This window comes from Pseudomonas morbosilactucae, assembly GCF_023241715.1.
Taxonomy (GTDB): domain Bacteria; phylum Pseudomonadota; class Gammaproteobacteria; order Pseudomonadales; family Pseudomonadaceae; genus Aquipseudomonas; species Aquipseudomonas morbosilactucae.
In genome coordinates this window covers 38,306-54,661 of sequence record NZ_JALQCW010000035.1, presented here as the reverse complement: position 1 = coordinate 54,661, position 16,356 = coordinate 38,306, and the positions used below count along the sequence as shown (strand labels likewise).

The following is a 16,356-nucleotide window of genomic DNA, read 5'->3' as shown; positions in this document are numbered from 1 at the left end:
CGTGAAGCTACTGCATCTCGACCAACCAGTTTCGATGCTTGAGGCTCTAATTGACGCTTGAGACTTTTCTTTTCCCGCCAAACCCTCCGATCAAGCGATCTTTGATCGCGCCGATCGGCGGGTTCACTCGCTTTTTCTCGAAGCCACCTAGTTCCATCCTCCCATTTCAAATTTGATTAGCGCCACGCCTTCTTTTACCCGCCAGTAAATGCCCACGATCTCTATCGAGTACACCGCAGTTTCAGCGTCAGAGTCGAGCTTGTCGTAGGGCTATGGCTAGAGAGGTGGCGACACCGGCGACAGCGGCGACAACCCATGCAGAACGTGACCTTGAGCGTGGCGACAGAAGTGGCGACAGTCGCCACTTTCTGAGCATATTGGCCGTGACGCTTGACCGCCTTTTCGAGTGGGTATAAAAAATGGGGCACGGATCGCTGTCGTTGACAGCACCAGCCCAGGTAGCCAGAACCTTCAAGGCTACGCCACTTTTTGGTGGTTCCCCCGAAGTGCGATTAGCGTCCGGCGGCTCGCACGGTCACTTTCCAAGAGTGATGGATGCCTACTCGACTGATCTGCCCATTGCGGCAGACGATGTGCCTACCTCGCTACGCTGCAGCAACCTCACATTTCGGCACACTTCGTTGCGCCAGACCGCGCCCGTCTCTTTCTCCTGGAAAGAGACGGGCGATCTTACCACTGCTGCAAGCCACGTCGTACAAGGCATTGCCGCAACTCTCCTCGTGACAATCGGCCTGACAAATCCGATTCGTCGCCATCCGCAACGACATAGGCATCGGTGCCGCAGCCTATGGAAAGGCTGCACCTGACTGACAGTCAGGCATGCCCCAGGTGTCGATGTTGTTGCCTTCTCCCGCTCAGGATCTCCAGGTGCCGAACTCGTCAGTCGGCACAGCCTCCACCCGCCCGCATCTTCGGATGCGTCTAAGGAGGCCAGATTCATGGGGTCATGCCCTTGCTCCCGGTCGTAAGGAGCCGTTCGTTCCGCGTCAGTGAACACCTCACAGGCCGCAGGGGCCTTGATCCCTGATAACACTCAACAGCCGTGGCGGAGTTACGTGAGGACAACCAGCAATGAACGAGGAGAGGGCCCATGCAGCAGTTAGATCCGAAGCTTGAACTACCACGACCGCCTCGACCGCTGGTTGAGTCGAATCCCGTGGCCCAGCCTTATCCGGTGCAGGCGCTGGGTGGGATTCTTGGGCCTGCGGTTGAGCGTATGGCCGAGGTCATCGGCGTGCCCCAAGCGCTGGCCGCGCAATCGGTCTTGGCCACCTCGGCGCTGGCCACCCAAGGTCATGCGGGCTTACAGCTCGACGGGAGACATTATCCCCTGTCGTTGTACCTGATCACCGTCGCCGCGTCAGGGGATCGCAAGACGGCGACAGATCGATGTGCCTTGCTGCCAGCACGGCTATGGGAGCGTGAACAGTGGCAGCGCTATCGTGAACAGCTCTCCCGGTACCGTGCCGCACAGCGACAAGCGCAGCGTATCAACCCTGCCGATCCCGCTCCCACAAACAGCGTACCGCTCGAAGCGGAGCCTTCAGCCCCGAGGCTGATCACCACGGACCCGACGATCGAGGCCTTGATCAAAGGGCTCTGTCACGACCTGCCCAGCATGGGGTTGTTCTGTGACGAAGGCGGACAATTCCTCGGTAGCAGCACCATGAGTCGGGATAATCGTTTGAAAGCGGTCACGACCTTGTCGTCACTCTGGGATGGCAGTCCGATAGATCGCGCGCGCTCCATGGTTGGCGAAAGCTTGCGAGCCTACGACAGACGCTTGAGCCTGCACCTAATGCTGCAACCGTACTTGGCCATGCAGTTACTCAGTGACCCGTTGCTGCAGGGACAAGGCATTCTAGGGCGCTGCTTGATGACCTGGCCCACCAGTCTAGCCGGGCAACGTAGCTACCAGGCTGTCGACTTGTCCAAAGACGCCGCCCTAAAGCGCTATCATCACCGCCTTTCGGCTCTGTTTTATCAGCCGTGGTCACTTTCCGCTGACGGTGCCTTGCAGCTGTCAATGCTGAGCCTAAGTCAGCTGGCGCGTTGTCGCTGGATTGATTTGCATGATGCTATCGAAGCTCAACTGGGGGAGTTTGGCGAGCTGGCCAGCGTACGGCCCAGCGGATCAAAGGCCGCCGATAACCTGCTGCGCGTCGCCGGCATTCTTGCAGTTGTGGAGGAGAGCAGCGTCGTGGAGGTCGACCATATCCAACGGGCCTCCGCTTTAGTCGGCTACTACCTCACCGAGATCCAGCGCCTGACTGAGCAGGAGCCAGTGTGTCGGGTAAAGGAAGAGGCAGACCGGTTGCTGCGATGGCTACAGGTCAAAGATTGGAAGCGTTTCAGTATTCGTGAATTGAATCGCAACGGTCCCCGCTTTGCCCGTAAGAGCAGTCGTCATACCGCCAAGCTGTTGGTCGAGTTGATTGATCATCAGTGGTTGATCACCGATGGCCACACCTTCGAGGTGCGCCATGTTCAATCTTGATGAAGCGTTGCGTAACCATCTGGCTCAGCGCCAAAAAGAGCCAAAAACGCGGTTTGTCGCCGCTAGTGTCGCCACTTTGTCGCCACGCCCAAAACCAGGCAGGACAAAGGGTGTCGCCGCTGTCGCCGGTGTCGCCACCACACGTAAAACTATCACCTCGACGACAGCCATCATTCAGTGGTTGAAAGAGGAGGGCGCGCATCTCTACGTCACCGACAACACGCTGTGTTTTCGCCCGACTGATTGGGCCCAGTTCGCCATCGTGAGTGCGAACTGGAAAGCCCTTTTGCATGATCTCGCTGCAGTCGATCAGGAGCAGAAAAATGGCTCGGGTCGGTAAGCGAGCGGGGCGTAATTTTGGCTTCGGTCGTCAGCTTAGCTATGCCGGGCCGCAAGCACTGAAAGATCTTTTTGGCGACGGCCATTTTGCTACCGTCAAAGCCCATAGCGATCGCTGGCAGGCGTTCGTGCGTTGGTGTCGATCCGATGAAGGACCGAGGGTCAATGACGCGCGCCAGATAGACCGCGAGATCCTCATGCGGTACGCCGTCCACGTGCGGGAGCAGGTTGATCAGGGCAACGTCGGCATTGCCACCGCGCAGAACCGACTGTCCAGCGTGAACCGAACGATGGCCGCGCTGCGCGGTGATCAGTACGTCAAAATCCCGAGTCCGAGTAAGGCGCTGGGCTTGCAGCGCTCAAGCGTGCGTAGTGAGGCTTCGCAAGGCCAAGACCGTGCGCAGGTCGAGTTGATCGCACGGGCGCTGTCAGATCGTCAGCAATCGAGGGTGAGTGCCATTGTGCTCCTCGCCCGTGAGACTGGTATGCGGCTGCGCGAAACGATCCTGGCCGATCTGCCCCGACTGCAACGTGAGGTTCGGCAACTGGGCAAGATCAACATCCAGGATGGCACCAAAGGTGGTCGATCAGGGGCCTCGGCACCGCGCTGGATTACGGTAACGGATCAAGTTCGCGATGCCCTGGATTGGGCCAGCGCGAACTCACCCAATGGCAGCCGGAATTTGTTGGCGCCCGACGAAAGCTACAAAGACTTTATGCAGGCAGTTGTGCGACCGGCACGGGACATCCTGCATGAGCATGGATTGAAAAGTTTTCATGAGCTGCGGGCGGCTTACGCCTGTGAGCGCTATGAGCAACTAGTCGGCTTTCCTGCACCCGTTAATGGTGGCCGTGTTCATCAAGAGGATCGAGCACTCGATCAGCGAGCCCGTAAGCAGATCAGCCACGAGTTGGGACATAACCGCATCGATGTGGTGAGTGCCTACATCGGAGGTCGGCGATGACGGCCGAGTTCGACATAGCGTTGTTCCTGCGCCCCGTGCTCAAAGGTGCACATGCCACGCAGCAGCGGCACATCAGGCAAGCAGAAAGGATGCACGAGGTGATTCGTGAACGCTGGGGTTGCGCGACTCCCTGGTCCTGGAGAGAGAAGCACGTGAGATGGTTTCTGGAGCACTATTTGCGATGCTCAGCTCAAGCTACCGTCTATTACTACGAGTTAACAGCAGGGTTGATCCGCCGTAGAAAGGCAAAAACCGTGGTTGCCTGATAGACCTTTAAGCGTGAGCCCCAGAGTATGGGAATGCGGAGCCTTCCCATACTCTGGGGCTTGGCTGAAAAAGCGCAGGCATACCAGAGATCTGGCAACTGTCGTCACTCCTTTCACCCTACTACACGACACGAATCGTAGCCGGTGCCGCTTACCTTTTGGATGTTCAGCGAATCGGTACGACGTTGCGATCTCTGGTTTGATTGATAGCCGATGCGGACAGGCTGCCGGTGGCCGCGTTCTGGATATGTTCACTCCACCAAGCCATCATCGGACGCCGGCGTTCGATGTAGTCCGTCCTGTTGTAGGCGCTACGAACTTCGTCCTTGTCGACATGCGCCAGCGCGACCTCGATCAGTTCCGGATCCCAGCCATGCTCATTCAGGATGGTGCTCGCCATCGAGCGCAAGCCGTGGCTGACTAGACGGTCCTGAAAGCCCATACGCTTCAACGCCATGTTGGCGGTCTGGCTATTGGCATGGGTGCGGGGGTTTCTATCTGAGGGGAACACGTACTCTCTGTTACCACTGAGTTGCTTGAGCGTCTCCAGTAACGAAAGTGCCTGATCGGTGAGGGGGATTGTGTGCGGGCGCCGCTTTTTCATGCGCTCTGGCGGAATGGTCCAAATGCGCTTGTCGAAGTCGATATCTGCCCATCGTGTGGTGGCAGCTTCGGCGGGGCGGGTCATCGTGTGCAACTGCCATTCGATCAGGCAGCGGGTCGTGCGCTTGATGCTGGCGTTCGCGATTTCCATCATGAGCTCGGGAAGCTCCTCAGGTGGTAGCGCAGCCATGTTCTCTTTCTTGGGTTTCTTGAACACCGCCCGAATTCCATTGAGGGGGTTCGCGAATATCAGCCCGGAGTTGACCCCGTAGGTCATGATCTCGTTGAGTCGTTGGCTCAATCGTTTCACGGTTTCGAGGCTCCCTTTGGCCTCGATTGGACGAAGGATCTTGATAACCATCGGAGCAGTGATTTGAGAGAGCGGCGTTGTTTTCATGCTTGGGAATACATGAAGCGTCAGCGATCTCCAAATGTCTTCGGCGTAGGCTTTGGTTACGGAGTCTTTCTTCAGCTCGAACCAGGCGGTGGCCACCTTCTCGAAAGTGTGTTCAGTCTCAGCAAGTTTGGCTTGCCTTACCTCATCACGCTGGGTTTTGGGATCAATGCCCAAAGCGAGCAGCTCACGCGCCTCTGCTGCTTTCTTCCGGGCGTTGGCTAGCGAGAGGTCAGGGTATGGACCGAGCGCCATATTAAGACGGGCTCTGGTCAACGGCTCACGGTAATTGAAATTCCACATCATCGAGCCGCTGGCGCGTACTCGAAGCTGCAGGCCGTCGCCGTCGCTGAGGACGAAGTCTTTACCAGTTGCCTTGACTGCCTTGAGCTGGCGATCGGAGAGGCGGGTTGCGTTAGTAGGCATGGGGCTACCTCCAGCACCGTTTTGGTATCCTGAAAATAGCATTTGGTAGTCCGGGATACCACCTGGGATACCAAAGCAGCTGGAACTCAGAAAACCTCCAAAGCTCCCGTAAGCGCTGAAATCCCCGTATTTACTGGATTTCAGGCACAAAAAAAGACGTCCGTGGACGTCTTTAGTTGATCAAATGGTGGAGCCGGGGGGATTTGAACCCCCGTCCGCCAGTACTCCGCTGTCGGTACTACATGCGTAGCCGTGTCTATTAAGTTAACCCTCAGCGACCCGACGGGCAGGGTGCTTTGGGCGAGTTGTGTAAGTTTTAGCCGATTCGTCCACAACGTACTGCACGGCGATTCTGTTCTATATGACAATCACTTTGGGTTTACAGACATCCCCTGATGATTGCTGGACCCGAAGGTACCAGGAGGGAAGGGCTAAGGCTGCTTACGCAGCGAGAGCGTATTCCCCGTAGGTTTCGTCATTGGCAACTATAGGAAGTTGCAACAGTGGATTTACGAGTTCTGTTACCAACTCGGCATGCACCTAAAGTTTCGCAACCGGCGTCGAATCCTAAACGGCCCCGAACCTGTTGTGCATAACCAACAGGTGGGCGGATTCTACGCTAAGCCTGAGCAGAAGGCCAACCCGAAGGTTGGCCTTGTGCATCAAGCCTACTGATCGCCCTTGGTGTTGTTCTGCAATTTCTGTATCGCCTGGGTGGTGATGGAGATGCAATTCTTGGTGCCTTCCTCGGTGCCCTTGGCTTTTTCCGCGGTGGCTTGCTGCACAGAAGCGTCGATGTCGGCGCTCAGTTGCTCGCTCATCACTTCAGTGCTGACCTTGGCGTCTTTGATCTTTTGCAGGTTGATCTGGCACAGATCCTCTTGGGCCGCGGCGAACACCGGGGACGCTAGCATCGTCGCGGTAATGAACAGTCCAGCCAATGCAGAACGCTTCATAAAGGTATCTCCTTGAACGGTTGGTCTCGGTGCTGCCGATCAATCCAGGACAACCTGCCGAGGTCGGTGATAAGCCTCATTCACTGGGGCCTAAGCAATCGACTATAGCCGGCAGCAGGAATTCGCTTTTTTTTCGTCCAAGATGAAAAAAAGGAGCGTGATGCTCCTTTTTCGTTGCGACGGTCAGAGGGCCCTGGGCTGGGTGACGCGGTCCACCAGGTAGACCAGCCCGTGATAGTCGATACCGCCATGCTGGCTGAGGCCGATTTCACAGGTGCGGCTGGTGGAGATGCCTTCGCTGCAATACTGCACCGCGTCCTTGAGGCTGCGCAGCGAGTGGGCATTGAGTTCCGGGGTGGTGAAGCCTTTGTCGCCGGCGAACCCGCAGCAATGGATACCTTCCGGGATCACCACGTTGTTGCTGCAGCGCCGGGCCAGGTCGATCAGTGCCTGGCTTTCCCCCAGGTGCTGGGTGCTGCAGGTGACGTGGACGGCAATCGGCGCCTCCTGGGGGGTGAAGTCCAGGCGCTCCAGCAGGTGGGTGCGAATGAAGCGCACCGGGTCGTAGAGGTCCAGGCGCACATCCTCCAGGTCTTGCACCAGGCGCAAGGTGCAGGGGCTGGTGTCGCAGTAGATCGGGTCGAGACCGCCACGGCTGGCATGCAGCAGGGCGCCGATCAGTTCCTGGCGCTTATGCTCGGCCTGTTCGGCGTAACCCTTGGACGCGAACGGCTGGCCGCAGCACAGGCGCTCCATATTGTCCGGAATCACCACCTGGTAACCGGCCTTTTCCAGCAGGCCGCGGGTCTTGTCGTAGAGCGACATCTGTTCCTTGTCCGCCGCTGCCGGGCCCATGACGCGGGACACGCAAGCCGCCAGGTAGACCACCCTTGGACGTTGATCGCTGAGTGCCGGACTGAAGCGAATGGCTTTCTCCGGTTGTGGCATGGCTGGGGTCCATTGCGGGACTTGGCCCTTGGAGATTTTTGTCACGGCCGCGGAAATCCGGGCCAGGCGTGGCGCCCCCAAAAGCATCCGCGCGCCGTTGGCCACGTGCAGGGTCAGGCGTGCGCCCTGCAAGGTGGCGGCGAAGTGATTGCCCAGCCAATCGGCCGTCTTGCCGTGGCTGGCGCTCTGGCTGCGCAGTTTCTTCACCAGCTCGCCGGTGTTGATCCCCACCGGGCAGCGTTGTGCGCACAGGCCTGTGGCGGCGCAAGTGTCGACGCCCTGGTACTGATAGGCCGCCTCCAGTTCCGTGGTGTCGACGCCGGCGCGTTTCTTCGCCTGGATATCGCGCCAGATAACGATGCGTTGGCGCGGGCTCAAGGTCAGCCCCTTGGACGGGCACACCGGTTCGCAGAAACCGCATTCGATGCACTTATCCACAATTTCGTCGGCGGCCGGCAGCGGCTTGAGGTGCTTGAGGTGGATCTGCGGATCTTCGCTGAGCACCACGTCGGGGTTGAGGATGCCGTTGGGGTCCAGCAGGCGCTTGAGCTGCCACATCAGCTGGTAGGCATCGCTGCCCCATTCCAGCTCGACGAAGGGCGCCATGTTGCGTCCGGTGCCGTGTTCGGCCTTCAGCGAGCCGCCGAACTCCACCGCCACCAATTGCGCCACGTCGTCCATAAAGGCCTGGTAGCGCGCCACTTCTTCGGCGCTGTTGAAGCCCTGGGTGAAGACGAAGTGCAGGTTGCCTTCCAGGGCGTGGCCAAAGAGGATCGCCTCGTCGTAGTGGTGCTTGTCGAACAGCTCGATCAGACGGTTAACGCCGATGGCCAGTTGCTCAACGGGGAAGGTCACGTCCTCGATGATTACCGTGGTCCCGGTTTTACGCACTGCGCCGACGGCAGGGAAGGTGTCTTTGCGGATGGCCCAGAGCTTGGCGTTTTCCTGCGGGTCTTCGGTGAAGTCGACCTGCTTTTCCACCGGGAAGGCGGCCAGGGAATTCATGATCTGCGCCAGTTGTTCCTGCAACAGCGATGAGGACGCCGCGCGGGATTCGATCAGCAGTGCGCAGGCATTGGCCGAGAGTTGCTGGACGAACGCCGGCATCCCCGGTTTGTCCTGCACCGAGCGCAGACTGCGACGGTCCAGCAGCTCCACCGCCGACACTGGCTGGCTCTTGAGCACGGTGACGGCGGTGCAGCAGGTTTCTACATCCGGGAACACGATCAGGGCCGAGGCTTTGTTCGGATGGTCGATCACCGTGTCGTAGGTCACCGCGCTGATAAAGCCCAGGGTGCCTTCCGAGCCCACCAGCAGGTGGCTGAGGATGTCCAGTGGCGCATCGAAATCCACCAGGGCATTGAGGGACAGGCCCGTGGTGTTTTTCAGCCGGTATTTATGGCGGATCTTGGCGGCCAGTTCGCTGTTGGCCCGAGTGCTGCGGCCCAGTTCGGCCAAGCGTTCCAGCAGGGGGGCATGGCTGTTGCGGAAGGCCGCGACGCTGTCGGCGTCCTCGGTGTCCAGGCGTGTGCCGTCGGCCAGTACCAGGCGGATGCCGGCCAGGGTGTGATAGGTGTTTTGCGCGGTGCCGCAGCACATGCCGCTGGCGTTGTTGGCGACGATGCCGCCGATCTTGCAGGCGTTGATCGACGCCGGGTCAGGGCCGATCTTGCGCCCGAACGGCGCCAGCCAGGCGTTGGCCTGGGCGCCGATGACCCCGGGCTGCAGGCGGATCTGCTGGCCTTGAGCGCGGATTTCCCGGCCATTCCAGTTATCCCCAAGGACGATCAGCACCGAATCGCTGATCGCCTGGCCCGAGAGGCTGGTACCGGCGGCGCGAAAAGTCACGGGCACCTGGTCGCGCTGGGCCAGTTGCAGCAAGGCCACCACTTCATCTTCGGATTCGACACGGATCACCAGCTTGGGGATCAAGCGATAGAAGCTCGCGTCGGTGCCAAAGGCCAGGGTCGATAGCGGGTCGTCGAAACGCCGCTCGGCGGGGATCAGTTGTTGGGCGTCACGCAAAAAGGCGGCTGGCAGGCTCATTGGTCCTCCAGGATCAGTACCACCAAGTCTTTCGGGCCATGGGCGCCGTAAGCCAGGACTTGTTCGATGTCTGCGGTTTTCGAAGGACCGGACACCAGCAGCGCGTTGGTCGGCATGCCCTGGGCCCATTGGTACTCCTGCTGCACCTGGTAAAAGTTGTCGCGGATCTCGCTGGCCTTGAGCAGGGCGAAGTGCACCGGTGGTACCAGGCTCATCAACCGCGGTTCTTCGCGGGTCGGCCAAAGAATCAGGCTGCCGGTGGCGGCGATGGCGCCGAGGGTGGTGGTGAGGCTGGCCGGGGTGTCGTTGAACAGCTCGGCTTTCCAGGCTTCCACCGGGCGGTCGTAGGCCTTGAGCGGCGGCAACTCAGGGTGCTGGGCCCAGTGCTGGGTCACTCGCTGGCCATGGGGTGTGCTTGGGGCGATCAGCAGGCTGGGCAGTTGGCGCTCGTTCAGCAGTTGCGCCAGTAGCGTCGGCCAGTGGTCGCCTGTGGTCAGGTGGATTTCGGTGTGCACCGCTTCCATCAGCTTGCGCAGTTGCGGGATGCGTTGTTCAGCCGTGTAGGTGTAAGGCTCGGTGACCAGAGCCTCGTCGAAGTTATCCACAATCGGCGTGGCGCCGGTCAGGCTGGTGCGCAGCTTGGCGAGGATATTCTGCTTGGCGCTCATCAACGGTCTCCCTGTTTGGCCAGGTGCTCGCGTGCCAGGTCGTGCAGCGAACGGGCGGCCGGTTTCGGCGCGCTGTGGTTTTGCGTCCAGGGCCCGACGTTGCTGGGCGTCAAGGCGCGCAGGCGTGTCGCCGCCAGGACGAATAACCGATAGAGCCGAGGCGAGCTGTTGAGGCGGGCCCAGGCGTTCCAGATAAAACGTTCCTTGCGCGAGTACTTGCTGCCCTGGCCGCGCATCACTTGATGGGGGCTGTCGGGGGCCTTGACGTTTTCTTCCCGCAGTCGGCGCAGCAGGGCCGGGATCGGAATCTTCACCGGGCAGACTTCGCCACAGGCGCCGCACAGCGACGAGGCGCTGGGGTGATCCGGAACCTTGGCCAGGCCGACCATGTGCGGGGTGATGATCTTGCCGATCGGCCCCGGATAGACCTCGCCATAGGCGTGGCCGCCGATGCGCGTGTACACCGGGCAATGGTTCATGCAGGCGCCGCAGCGGATGCAGTTCAGGGTCTGGCGCAGTTCGCTGTCGGCAAATGCCTGGCTGCGGCCGTTGTCCAGCAGCACCAGGTGCACTTCCTCGGGGCCGTCGAGCTCATGGGCCTTGCGCGGGCCGGAGATCATGTTGACGTAGGTGGTGATCGGCTGGCCGAGGGCGGAGCGGGTCAGCAGCGAGAGCAGGGGAACCACGTCGCGCAGGTTCTCGACGACTTTCTCGATCCCTGTGACGGCGATGTGCACCGGCGGCACGGTGGTGGACATGCGCCCGTTGCCTTCGTTTTCCACCAGCAGCAGGGTGCCGGTTTCGGCTACGGCAAAGTTGACGCCCGAGACGCCGATATCGGCTTCGAAGAATTTCTGTCGCAGGACCTTGCGACCGATCTGGATAAGTTGGTCAACGTCCTTGGTGTACTCCACGCCGAGTTTGTCGTGGAACAAGGACGCGACCTGACCGGCATTCTTGTGGATCGCCGGCATAATGATGTGTGAAGGCTTCTCGTGGTCGAGCTGGACGATAAATTCGCCCATGTCCGACTCAAGGCATTCAATGCCTTGTTCAGCGAGGACATGGTTCATTTCCATCTCTTCGCTGACCATCGATTTGCCCTTGATCACTTGCCGCGCCTCGTGAGCGCGGATGATCGAGAGGACGATGCCATTGGCCTCGTCCACCGTTTCCGCCCAGTGCACTGTCACACCGTTGCGGGTCAGGTTCTGTTCAAGCTGCTCGAGCAGGTCGGGCAGCTTGGATAATGCACGCGCGCGAATGGCATTGCCCAGCGCTCGCAGATGTTCCCGTTCGTGGGCATCGCTGAACGAGGCCGCACGCTTGGCCATGAGTGAATCCATGGCGCTGCGAAAGTTGTTTCGCAGTTGTTTGTCACCCAGGGCCTCGTGAGCCCGGGTGCGAAAATCGTCCGACACGGCAACGGTCGGGATCAGTTCCGGGGCGCTCATTGGGCACCTCCGGTACGCTGCCAGAGGAAGCTCGCCAGGTGTTGGCCGCGCAATGCCTCTTGTTGTTTCTCCAGGGCGCCGTTGATGTTCATCAAACAGCCGCAATCGGCGCTCAGTACCTGATGCGCGCCGGATTCCTTCAGCGCACGGGTCTTGTCAGCCACCATCGCGCCAGAGATGTCTGGCATTCGGACGCTGAAAGTCCCGCCAAAGCCACAGCATTCGCTTTCGTGGCTGTGCTCCACCCGCTCCACGTTGCTCAACTGTGACAGCAACTCACGGCCATGCAGGTGGGTGTTCATTTCCCGGCGTGCCGAGCACGAGGTGTGCAAGGCCACCTTGACGGGCGCGCCGCTGTCCTTGAGCTGCACCTTGCAGACAAACAGCAGGAACTCCGACAATTCATAGGTCCGTGCCGCGAGGGCCTGAACCTGTATCAGCATTTGCGGCTCATCCTTGAACAGGTCGGCGTAATGTTCGCGCAACATGCCTGCGCAGGAGCCCGAAGGCACCACCACCGGATAGTCCTCGGCGAACAGCGCCAACTGCGAGCGAGCCACGGTGCGCGCCTGCTCGGTGTAACCCGAGGTGTAGGCCGGTTGTCCGCAGCAGCTTTGCCCTTGCGGGTACTCGACGCGAATGCCTTCGCGCTCCAGCAGGTGAATCGCATCCATCCCGGCCTCGGGATAGAACAGGTCGACCACGCACGTGCCGAACAGATAGACCCGTTGCGGTTTTTCGCTGGGGTAGTGGCGCGGTTCGGCCAGCGGCGGTGCGACACGGGTTGCGTTAGGCACGGCGTTGTAAAAAAGCTCGCTCATCAGGCGTGTCTCCGGGTGGTCCCGGTTATCCGTCCGTTGAGGCTGCTGGAGAGTAAAGCGTCAAGCTTTCAGCAGCCTTGCAGACCGGGTTGTGAATTACAGACGCCGGAAGCGTGGTCCGGCGTCGGTTTTTTCCGTGTGCCAGGCGGCTGTCAGTGGACCAGCATGCCCGTGAACCAGTAAGCCTGGGCCAGGGTAATCAGGCCGACAATAGTGGCAAAGAACAGACTGTGCTTGAGGGTGAAGCGGAACAAGTCGGATTCCTTGCCCACCAGGCCGGTGGCGGCGCAGGCCACGGCGATCGATTGCGGCGAGATCATCTTGCCGGTTACGCCGCCGCTGGTGTTGGCTGCCACCAGCAGGGTGTCATTGACGCCGATCTGGTGCGCGGTGGTGGCTTGCAACGAACTGAACAGGGCGTTGGACGAGGTATCGGACCCGGTGAGGAACACCCCCAGCCAGCCGAGAAACGGCGAGAAGAACGGGAACGCCGCGCCGGTACCGGCCAGCACCAGAGCCATGGTCGAGGACATGCCGGAGTAGTTGGTGACGAAGGCGAAGGCCAGCACCATGCCGATGGAGAGGATCGGCCAGCGGAGTTCGTAGAAGGTCTCTTTCAAAGTGGTCAGACCAGTTTTGAAATTGATCTTCAGCACCAGCATCGAGATCAGTGCGGAGAAGAAAATCGCCGTGCCGGTCGCGGAGATCGGGTCCAGTTTGAACACTGCCGGGATGGCGGTGGGGTTGGTCACGATCGGCGCGACCTTGACCACCATCTGGTCCAGGTGCGGGATGGCAAAGTTGAACACCCAGCCGTACATGGAGCCGCCGGCGGCAAACATCGCCTTGAAGGGTTTCAGGGTCCAGATGGTCACCAGCACGGTGAGGATCAGGAACGGGGACCAGGCTTTGAAAATCTGCCCCAGGCTGTAGGGCGAGGCCACGGTGCTGCGTGGCTGACCGAAGCCGCCGACGCTGGCGGTGATGGCCGTACCCGAGGTGGCACCGGCGATTTGCGCGCCTGCGGTGCGCTTGGGCTGCCAGACCTTGAGGAACAGGGTCAGGGAAATCAGGCTGGCCAGGGCCGAGGTGATGTCCGGCAGTTCAGGGCCGATGAAGTTCGAGGTGAAGTACTGGGTGATGGCAAAGCTCAGCCCGGCCACCAGCGCGGCAGGCCAGGTCTCTTTGACGCCGCGCAGGCCATCCATCATGAACACCAGCCAGAACGGCACGAACAGCGACAGCAGCGGCAGTTGGCGGCCGGTCATGGCGCCGATCTTGAAGGCGTCGATTCCGGTCACTTGGCCTGCCACGATGATCGGAATCCCCAGGGCGCCGAACGCCACCGGCGCGGTGTTGGCGATCAGGCATAGGCCGGCGGCATACAGCGGGTTGAAGCCCAGGCCCACCAACAGTGCGGCGGTGATTGCCACTGGAGCGCCGAAACCGGCTGCCCCTTCGAGGAAGGCGCCGAAGCAGAAGCCGATCAGCAGCACTTGCAGGCGCTGGTCGTCGGTGATTGACAGCACCGAGCTGCGGATGACCTCGAACTGGCCGCTCTTAACGGTCAGTTTGTAGAGGAACACGGCGGCGACAATGATCCAGGCGATGGGCCACAGGCCGTAGGCGAAACCATAGCCGGCGGCGGCGAGCGCCATGTCGACCGGCATCTGGAAAGCAAAGATCGCCACCAGGATCGACAGTGCCAGGGTGATGCTGCCGGCGACGTGCCCTTTGAGGCGGAACACGGCCAAGGCCAGGAAGAAGAAAACGATCGGGATAACGGCCGCGAGAGCGGACAGGCCAAGGCTGCCGAGCGGGCTGTAGAGCTGTTGCCAGGTTTGCATAGTGGGGTGGCCCCTAATTGTTGTTGGTCAGGCACTGATAAGCGGTCTTGGTTAATTGGTAAGACCAATTTACAATCGCTGTTGGCTAGGGTAAAAGCCTTGTGTGTGGTGTGTCAATTTGCCGCCCTAAAACTTTTGTCGAATACCTGCGGGTCAGTGGTCACTGATCGGCTGAATTGAGTCGCGTCTGCCAGGTGTTGGCGCGGCGCCAATAGGCCAGAATAGAGAGCCCGGCGAGGTGTCGGGATGGTGGAGAGTGAGTTATGGGGTTTGATCAGATTCGTCAGCGCCGTTTGTCTGACGACATTGTCGAGCGGCTCGAGGGCATGATCCTCGAGGGCACCTTGAAGGCGGGTGAGCGGTTACCGGCCGAGCGTGCCTTGGCCGAGCAGTTCGGCGTATCCCGCCCCTCATTGCGCGAGGCGATCCAGAAGCTGACCGCCAAGGGGCTGTTGATCAGTCGCCAGGGCGGCGGTAACTACGTGGTCGAATCATTGGGCTCGACCTTCAGCGATCCTCTGTTGCAGCTTTTGGAAAGCAACCCGGAAGCTCAGCGCGACTTGTTGGAGTTTCGCCATACCCTGGAAGCCTCGTGTGCCTATTACGCGGCCCAGCGGGCGACTGAGGTGGATCGTGAGCGGCTCACTGCGGCATTTGAGGAGCTGCAGGACTGTTACACCCGCGTCGATGACATCAGCCGGGCGGAAGAGGGGGCGGCTGATGCCAAGTTTCACCTGGCCATTGCCGAAGCCAGCCACAACGCGGTGTTGCTGCACACCATTCGTGGCTTGTTCGATCTGCTCAAGCGCAATGTGGTGACCAACATTGGCGGCATGTACAAACAGCGCACCGAAACCCGCGACATGCTGATCAGTCAGCACCGGGACCTGTACCTGGCGATTATCGAGGGGCGGGCCGAGCAGGCGCGGGAAATCTCCAGCCGACACATTCTGTATGTGCAAGAGGTGCTTGAGGAGGTGCGTCAGGAAGTGCAGCGCATGGCCCGGGCCGAACGGCGTAAAGGCATTTAACGCAAATCGCCGACAAGCCGGCTCCTACGGGTTAGGAGTCGGCTTGCCGGCGATAGAGACCTTAAGGCAGGAAGATCAGTCTTCCTTGCCCTTGGTCCGGACTGCGCGTTGCAACTCACGGTCGGAATCGCGTTCGCGCTCAGTGTGGCGCTTGTCGTATTCCTTCTTGCCTTTACCGAGTGCGATTTCGCACTTGATCAGGTGCTTGCTCCAATAGAGCGAAGTGCACACGCAGGCGTAACCTTTTTGCTGCACGGCGGCATACAGCTTCTCAAGCTCGCGCTTGTTCAGCAGTAGTTTGCGCGAGCGCACCGGGTCGGCAATGACGTGGGTGCTAGCGGTGGTCAGCGGCGTGAAATGGCTACCGAGCAGCCAGGCCTCGCCATCTTTGAGCAGCACATAACTGTCCACCAGTTGCGCCTTGCCCGCCCGCAGGCTCTTTACTTCCCAGCCGGCCAGGACCATGCCAGCCTCGAACCGTTGTTCGATGAAGTAATCGTGTCGCGCCTTTTTATTTTGCGCGATGGTCCCTGTTGGGTGTTTCTTCTGTTTAGCCATAGGGGCGGCATTATAGGGAGTTGCGCGCGCGTCGGCTACGGTGATGCAGCGTGCTTGAGCAGGTTGATTGAATCCCGGACAATGCGCCCTGTTTTTTCGCTTGAGCGCGCCGCCAAAGTCCTAAGGGCAGGCTGCCAATGGATGGCGTTTGTACACCGCTCTGGCGAGTAATCACCGGCTGATCAGTGCGCCGGATGGCTATAGCGCTCAATGGTTTTTGCCGGCAGGCCGGGTTTTTTCCTGAACGAAGGCGGCGTTTTGCCTCTCTACCGGTGAGGCTCGGTCGTTGGTCTACCTGGTTTGGCGGCCACTGTTTTTCACTTCGCGGGTCATGTTGCCTTTTGGCGGTTTGTGCTTCGTGGTATTCGCAGCCTGGGTGATGGGGCGCGGCGGTTCGTGATGAGCGAGTCGTTTGTCGTCCTGGGTTAACGTTCCCCGGGCCTTGTTTTTGATGCGCTGTATGGCGCCCATCGGCATTCTTTTAGTGTTTGCCGCCCAGCTGTGGAAATGAAGCTG

The 16,356-nt window shown here is 60.1% G+C and carries 13 protein-coding genes, 1 other RNA gene and 1 pseudogene; 6 read left to right on the top strand and 9 right to left on the bottom strand.

Annotated elements, in window-relative coordinates:
• Positions 1-1,111 precede the first annotated feature (1,111 nt).
• Genes M1B34_RS15365 through M1B34_RS15350 form a run of 4 tightly spaced genes read left to right on the top strand, consistent with a single transcriptional unit; the run spans position 1,112 to position 4,088 of the window.
• A complete protein-coding gene (locus M1B34_RS15365) occupies positions 1,112-2,518 on the top strand; it encodes a YfjI family protein (protein ID WP_268265549.1) in 1,407 nt (468 codons plus the stop codon).
• Entirely contained in the window at positions 2,505-2,858 is a 354-nt protein-coding gene (locus tag M1B34_RS15360) for a hypothetical protein (RefSeq protein ID WP_130888408.1), read from the top strand. Before M1B34_RS15365 ends, M1B34_RS15360 begins: the two co-directional genes overlap by 14 nt.
• The gene (locus M1B34_RS15355) at positions 2,842-3,822 is read left to right on the top strand and encodes an integrase domain-containing protein (protein ID WP_130888407.1); all 981 of its coding nucleotides are present in this window, start codon (positions 2,842-2,844) and stop codon (positions 3,820-3,822) included. The genes M1B34_RS15360 and M1B34_RS15355 overlap by 17 nt, the downstream gene beginning before the upstream one ends.
• Positions 3,819-4,088, top strand: a complete 270-nt coding sequence (locus tag M1B34_RS15350; protein ID WP_130888406.1) for a hypothetical protein — start codon at positions 3,819-3,821, stop codon at positions 4,086-4,088. Before M1B34_RS15355 ends, M1B34_RS15350 begins: the two co-directional genes overlap by 4 nt.
• 166 nt (positions 4,089-4,254) lie before the next feature.
• Here M1B34_RS15350 and M1B34_RS15345 read toward each other — a convergent pair whose 3' ends face one another.
• The 8 genes from M1B34_RS15345 to M1B34_RS15310 form a co-directional block, all read right to left on the bottom strand.
• The gene (locus tag M1B34_RS15345) at positions 4,255-5,511 is read right to left on the bottom strand and encodes an integrase domain-containing protein (protein ID WP_130888405.1); all 1,257 of its coding nucleotides are present in this window, start codon (positions 5,509-5,511) and stop codon (positions 4,255-4,257) included.
• A gap of 185 nt (positions 5,512-5,696) precedes the next feature.
• Positions 5,697-6,090: a transfer-messenger RNA gene (gene ssrA / locus M1B34_RS15340) on the bottom strand.
• A gap of 89 nt (positions 6,091-6,179) precedes the next feature.
• Positions 6,180-6,467 carry a hypothetical protein gene (locus M1B34_RS15335; protein WP_268265548.1) on the bottom strand — a complete coding sequence of 96 codons (288 nt, stop codon included), beginning with the start codon at positions 6,465-6,467 and terminating at the stop codon, positions 6,180-6,182.
• A gap of 183 nt (positions 6,468-6,650) precedes the next feature.
• Complete coding sequence (locus M1B34_RS15330; protein ID WP_268265547.1) at positions 6,651-9,461, bottom strand: FAD-binding and (Fe-S)-binding domain-containing protein; 2,811 nt, start codon at positions 9,459-9,461, stop codon at positions 6,651-6,653.
• Positions 9,458-10,129: a LutC/YkgG family protein gene (locus M1B34_RS15325; protein ID WP_268263217.1), complete on the bottom strand. Its 672-nt coding sequence runs from the start codon at positions 10,127-10,129 to the stop codon at positions 9,458-9,460. Before M1B34_RS15325 ends, M1B34_RS15330 begins: the two co-directional genes overlap by 4 nt.
• Positions 10,129-11,583: a LutB/LldF family L-lactate oxidation iron-sulfur protein gene (locus tag M1B34_RS15320; protein ID WP_268265546.1), complete on the bottom strand. Its 1,455-nt coding sequence runs from the start codon at positions 11,581-11,583 to the stop codon at positions 10,129-10,131. Before M1B34_RS15320 ends, M1B34_RS15325 begins: the two co-directional genes overlap by 1 nt.
• Positions 11,580-12,404, bottom strand: a complete 825-nt coding sequence (locus M1B34_RS15315) for a (Fe-S)-binding protein (RefSeq protein ID WP_268265545.1) — start codon at positions 12,402-12,404, stop codon at positions 11,580-11,582. The genes M1B34_RS15320 and M1B34_RS15315 overlap by 4 nt, the downstream gene beginning before the upstream one ends.
• A gap of 152 nt (positions 12,405-12,556) precedes the next feature.
• Positions 12,557-14,251, bottom strand: a complete 1,695-nt coding sequence (locus M1B34_RS15310) for a lactate permease LctP family transporter (protein WP_123337348.1) — start codon at positions 14,249-14,251, stop codon at positions 12,557-12,559.
• Between the two features lie 263 nt (positions 14,252-14,514).
• On the opposite strand from M1B34_RS15310, the gene M1B34_RS15305 reads away from it, so the two are divergent.
• Positions 14,515-15,282, top strand: a complete 768-nt coding sequence (locus tag M1B34_RS15305; RefSeq protein WP_123337346.1) for a GntR family transcriptional regulator — start codon at positions 14,515-14,517, stop codon at positions 15,280-15,282.
• Positions 15,283-15,357: 75 nt separating this feature from the next.
• Here M1B34_RS15305 and smpB read toward each other — a convergent pair whose 3' ends face one another.
• On the bottom strand, positions 15,358-15,840 hold the full coding sequence (gene smpB / locus M1B34_RS15300) for an SsrA-binding protein SmpB (RefSeq protein ID WP_123337344.1): 483 nt from the start codon (positions 15,838-15,840) through the stop codon (positions 15,358-15,360).
• A gap of 234 nt (positions 15,841-16,074) precedes the next feature.
• On the opposite strand from smpB, the pseudogene M1B34_RS34085 reads away from it, so the two are divergent.
• Positions 16,075-16,351 (top strand): annotated as a pseudogene (locus M1B34_RS34085) (sodium-dependent transporter); the annotation flags it as partial.
• Positions 16,352-16,356: the final 5 nt, after the last annotated feature.

Excerpts from the sequence above, each read along its gene's own strand:
- M1B34_RS15365 (WP_268265549.1), top strand. The coding sequence starts at position 1,112 with ATGCAGCAGTTAGATCCGAAGCTTGAACTACCACGACCGCCTCGACCG.
- M1B34_RS15360 (WP_130888408.1), top strand. The coding sequence starts at position 2,505 with ATGTTCAATCTTGATGAAGCGTTGCGTAACCATCTGGCTCAGCGCCAA.
- M1B34_RS15355 (WP_130888407.1), top strand. The coding sequence starts at position 2,842 with ATGGCTCGGGTCGGTAAGCGAGCGGGGCGTAATTTTGGCTTCGGTCGT.
- M1B34_RS15350 (WP_130888406.1), top strand. The coding sequence starts at position 3,819 with ATGACGGCCGAGTTCGACATAGCGTTGTTCCTGCGCCCCGTGCTCAAA.
- M1B34_RS15345 (WP_130888405.1), bottom strand. The coding sequence starts at position 5,511 with ATGCCTACTAACGCAACCCGCCTCTCCGATCGCCAGCTCAAGGCAGTC.
- M1B34_RS15335 (WP_268265548.1), bottom strand. The coding sequence starts at position 6,467 with ATGAAGCGTTCTGCATTGGCTGGACTGTTCATTACCGCGACGATGCTA.
- M1B34_RS15330 (WP_268265547.1), bottom strand. The coding sequence starts at position 9,461 with ATGAGCCTGCCAGCCGCCTTTTTGCGTGACGCCCAACAACTGATCCCC.
- M1B34_RS15325 (WP_268263217.1), bottom strand. The coding sequence starts at position 10,129 with ATGAGCGCCAAGCAGAATATCCTCGCCAAGCTGCGCACCAGCCTGACC.
- M1B34_RS15320 (WP_268265546.1), bottom strand. The coding sequence starts at position 11,583 with ATGAGCGCCCCGGAACTGATCCCGACCGTTGCCGTGTCGGACGATTTT.
- M1B34_RS15315 (WP_268265545.1), bottom strand. The coding sequence starts at position 12,404 with ATGAGCGAGCTTTTTTACAACGCCGTGCCTAACGCAACCCGTGTCGCA.
- M1B34_RS15310 (WP_123337348.1), bottom strand. The coding sequence starts at position 14,251 with ATGCAAACCTGGCAACAGCTCTACAGCCCGCTCGGCAGCCTTGGCCTG.
- M1B34_RS15305 (WP_123337346.1), top strand. The coding sequence starts at position 14,515 with ATGGGGTTTGATCAGATTCGTCAGCGCCGTTTGTCTGACGACATTGTC.
- smpB (WP_123337344.1), bottom strand. The coding sequence starts at position 15,840 with ATGGCTAAACAGAAGAAACACCCAACAGGGACCATCGCGCAAAATAAA.